We start from the raw sequence: 3,981 nt of genomic DNA, 5'->3' as shown, positions 1-3,981 counted from the left end.
CCCCTGCGGACGGGGTGGGGGTCAGCTCGGTGACCCGACCTTCCTCGACCCGCAGGATCCGGTCGGCGTCGGAGAGCAGCGCCGGCCGGTGGGCCACCAGCAGGGCGGTCCGCCCGGCGACGAGCCGGCGGGTGGCGGCCAGCACTCCGGCCTCGCTGGCGGTGTCCAGCCGCGCGGTCGGCTCGTCCAGCAGCACCACCGGCGCGTCCCGCAGAAACGCCCGGGCCAGGGCGACCCGCTGCCGCTGGCCGCTGGACAGGCCGTGCCCGCGCTCACCGAGCACGGTGTCGAGCCCGTCGGGCAGGGCGGCGACCACCTCGTCCAGCGCGGCGGCGGCGACCGCGCCGGCGAGCGCGGCGTCGGGCGTGCCGGGGGCGCCGAGCCGGATGTTGTCGGTCAGCGAGGCGGCGAAGAGGTGGGCCCGTTGCGGCACCCAGGCGACCTGACGCCGCCAGCCGTCCGGGTCCGCGCCGGCCAGGTCGACGCCACCCACGGTGACCCGGCCCTGCGTCGGGGCGACGAAGCCGAGCAGCAGGTTGAGCAGGGTGCTCTTGCCCGCGCCGCTCGGCCCGACGATCGCGATCCGCTCGCCGGGCCGGATCGTCAGCGTGACGTCCCGTAGCGCCACGGTCCGCTCGTACGCGACGGTCACGCCCTCGAACCGGATCTCGGCGCGCCCGTCGGGGACGGGCCGCGACCGGGCGGTGGCCGTGGCTGTCGGGTCGGCGGCGGAGAGGGTCAGTGCCTCGTCCAGCGCGGCCAGCCCCTCCATGCTGGCGTGGAACCGGCTGCCGGCCGCCCGCAGCGGCAGGTACGCCTCCGGGGTGAGCAGCAGCACCAGCAGCGCGGTGGACAGCGCCAGCCCGCCGCCGAGCAGCCGGATGCCCACCGGCACCGCGACCAGTGCCACCGACAGCGTGGCGACCAGCTCCAACACCAGCGCGGACAGGAACGCGATCCGCAGCGTGCGCATCGTCGCGGCGCGGTGCCCGTCGGCCATCCGGCGGACCACCTCGATCTGGCCCCGGGCCCGGCCGAAGGCGCGCAGCGTGGGCAGGCCGGCGACCATGTCGAGGAAGTGCCCGCCGAGCGTCGACAGCCGCCGCCACTGCCGCTCGGTGGCGGCCTGCGCCTGCCAGCCGAGCAGCGCCCCGAAGACCGGGATCAGCGGCAGGGTCAGCGCGACGATGACGGCCGAGCCCCAGTCGGCGAAGGTGATCCGGGCCAGCACGGCCACCGGGACGGTGACGCTGAGCACGAGCTGCGGCAGGTACCCGGTGAAGTAGGCGTCCAGGGCGTCCAGCCCCCGCCCGGCCAGGGTGGCGAGCTGCCCGGCCCGCTGCCCGGCGACCCAGCCGGGACCGTGCCGGCCGACGGCGGCGAGCAGGTCGGCCCGCAGCGCCGCCTTGACCGTCGCGGCGGCCCGCGCCGCCACCGTGCCCTGGGCCCAGGCGACCAGCGCCCGCCCCACCACGGCGGCCAGGAAACCGGCGAGCGCCGGCCGGGCCAACCGCCCGTCGAGCGCGGCGGCCAGCACCGTGGCCAGCGCGGTGGCCTGCCCCACGACCAGCAGCGCCGTCAGCCCGCCGAGCACCGCGAGCACGGCGAGGTCGCGCCGGGCCGCGGGGACCCGGCGCAGCAGACGTGGGTCGAAGGGACGGCGGCTCACCAGTACACCGGTGCCCTGCCGTCGGTTCGTTCCCGGAACACCCACCAGCACATCGCCTGGAAGCCTAGTAGGGCCGGCAGGAGCGGTAGCGCCAGCCAGCCCAGCACCGTCAGCGTCGGCCCGCTGGCCGCCGCGTCGGTCACGCTCAGTGATGCCGTCGGTGCGACGGTGGAGACCAGCGCGTAGGGCCACAGCGCCGCGCCGACTCCCGCCACCGGCAGCGCCAGCGCCGCCGAAGTGGCGGCGAAGGCCACCCCGGGCCGGTGCCGCGCGTGCGCCGCCCGGGCCGCCAGCAGCGCCGCCACCAGCACCAACGGCAGCAGTACGGCCGGCAGCGGGCGCTGCGTCGCGGCGCGTACCCGATCGGAGAGCGCGCCCGCGACGGCGGCCAGGGCGACTGCGGCGAGCGCCACCGCGACCAGCCGGCGGGCGGTACGGGCCAGCGGTGCGGCGTCGGCGGCCGGCAGCCGGAGCGTGAGGAACGTCGCACCGTGCACCGCCACCAGGGCCGTCATCGCCAGCCCGGCGAGGGCCGCGAACGGGGTGGCCACGTGGCCGACGCCCGTGACGTGCCCGTCGGCGGCCAGCGGTACGCCCTGGAGCAGCCCGGCGAGCAGCGCCCCCCAGCCGAACGCTGCGAGCAGGCTCCCGACGCCCACCTCACGGGCGATCCAGCCGAGGATCACCGCGACGAAGGGCAGCGGCAGCGCCAGCAGGATCAGCCAGAGCGGGAAGCGCAGCCGGATGGACCAGTCCCGCCAGAGCAGGGGGAGCAGGCCTACACGTAGGCTGTCTACCTATCGGCCTGCATGTCGGCGATCCGGCGACAGGGGAGGGCTTTCGTTGATCATGTCGGCGGTATGGGGGTATCCCGGCCGCCGGATACCGCTATCTCGCCGACATGAAGTCGGAAGCGAGGAGTCAGCTCAGGAAAAGGGTGACCGGCAGCGCGACCAGGGTGACCGCCACCGCCAGCGCGGCGGCCCCGATCAGCCGGGGCGGCCGGTCGGCGACCAGCAACCGCTGAACCCGGACGTCCAGGTCCCGGTCGCCCAGGCCGAGGGTGCCGGCCGGCGCGATCCGGTGGCCGGCCGCGGCGAACCGGCGCAACGCCCCCGCGAGGGGAGCCTCGGCGTGCAGCTCCCGGGCCTTGTCGTCGGCGCGCATCTCGACCAGCAGGGCGACCCGCTCGTGCGCGTCGCGTACCCAACGGAACCAGGGCAGTGCACGGCACAGCGCGGTGAACGGCAGCAGCACCAGGTCGTGACGCTCCTGGGCGTGCGCCCGCTCGTGGGTCAGCACCGCCGCCAGCTCGGCCCGGTCGAGCATGCTGAGCGCCCCGGCGCTGACCACCACCCGGGGCCGCACGCCCGGCAGGCAGTACGCCGCCGCGCTCGGATGGTCCAGCACCAGCGCCCCCGGCACCTCCGGGTCCCGCCGGGCCACCAGGGCGAGCAGGTCCCGGTGCCGCCGCTGGGCCCGGACGGTCGCCTGCACGCTGCGTACCGTCGTGGCGAGCAGCGCCGCCCCGATGCCGAACCCGACCCCGACCAGGCCGAGGTGGACCGCGCCGAGCCCGGCCGGCAGGGTGCCGTGGGTCAGGTCGGTGGCCAGGGCGAGCAACGCGCTGCCGGTCGGCCGGTCGTACGCGGCCACGCCGAGCGCCATCGGCAGGCCCATCGCGGAGAGCCCGAGCGCGAGCCCGACCGCCTGCCAGCAGACGATCGCGATCCGGGGGGCCCGCCACGTCCAGGTGGACGCCGCCAGGACCTGAGCGGTCAGGTAGCAGGCCAGGACCGTCGCGGCGAAGTGCACGGCGTACGCCATGACGGCGGCCCTACCGGTCCGTCGCCTCGTCGGCCAGGGCCGGTTGCCCGGCCCGGTCGGCGCGCGGCGCGTCGACGCGGTCGGTCAGCGGGCCGCCCGCCTCGGCGCCGAGGGCGGCGCGCAGCACCTCGGCCTCGGTGCCGGTCACCGACCGGGCGAAGCGCACCAGCGCGGCGTCCCGGCTGCCGCCGAGGTCCAGCGCGTCGAGCATGAGCTGGGCGATGTGCGCCTCGCGGCTGGCCGCGGCCTGGTAGCGCCAGGCCCGCCCCTCCCGCTGACGCCGCACCATGCCCTTGCCGGCGAGCCGGTCCAGCACGGTCATCACCGTCGTGTACGCCAGCTCGCGGCCGTCGAGGGCCTCGGCGACCTCGCGCACCGTCACCCCGTCCGACGTGCCCGGGACGGTGTCCCACAGCACGTCCATCACCGCACGCTCAAGATCACCCAACCGAGTCACGCGGCAATCCTACCCCTCGTAGTAGATC

At 76.7% G+C, this 3,981-nt stretch carries 4 protein-coding genes; all 4 read right to left on the bottom strand.

Annotation, left to right across the window (positions count from 1 at the left end; all coding sequences use genetic code 11):
- On the bottom strand, positions 1–1,669 hold a 1,669-nt coding region (gene cydD, locus E1258_RS30765), incomplete at its 3' end, for a thiol reductant ABC exporter subunit CydD (RefSeq protein ID WP_132407278.1).
- Positions 1,666–2,355 (bottom strand): cytochrome d ubiquinol oxidase subunit II, encoded by a 690-nt coding sequence (locus tag E1258_RS30760; protein ID WP_243715793.1) that lies wholly within the window; start codon positions 2,353–2,355, stop codon positions 1,666–1,668. The genes E1258_RS30760 and cydD, both read right to left, overlap by 4 nt.
- Positions 2,356–2,590: 235 nt before the next feature.
- Entirely contained in the window at positions 2,591–3,496 is a 906-nt protein-coding gene (locus E1258_RS30755; RefSeq protein ID WP_132407274.1) for a M56 family metallopeptidase, read from the bottom strand.
- Between the two features lie 10 nt (positions 3,497–3,506).
- The gene (locus tag E1258_RS30750; protein WP_007074535.1) at positions 3,507–3,953 is read right to left on the bottom strand and encodes a BlaI/MecI/CopY family transcriptional regulator; all 447 of its coding nucleotides are present in this window, start codon (positions 3,951–3,953) and stop codon (positions 3,507–3,509) included.
- Positions 3,954–3,981 lie beyond the last annotated feature (28 nt).

Source organism: Micromonospora sp. KC207, assembly GCF_004348615.1.
Classification (GTDB): Bacteria; Actinomycetota; Actinomycetes; order Mycobacteriales; family Micromonosporaceae; genus Micromonospora.
This window is presented reverse-complemented; position numbering and strand designations above follow the sequence as displayed.

Bases quoted from the DNA above. Each gene is read 5' to 3' on its own strand.
- E1258_RS30755 (WP_132407274.1), bottom strand. From the start codon at position 3,496: ATGGCGTACGCCGTGCACTTCGCCGCGACGGTCCTGGCCTGCTACCTG.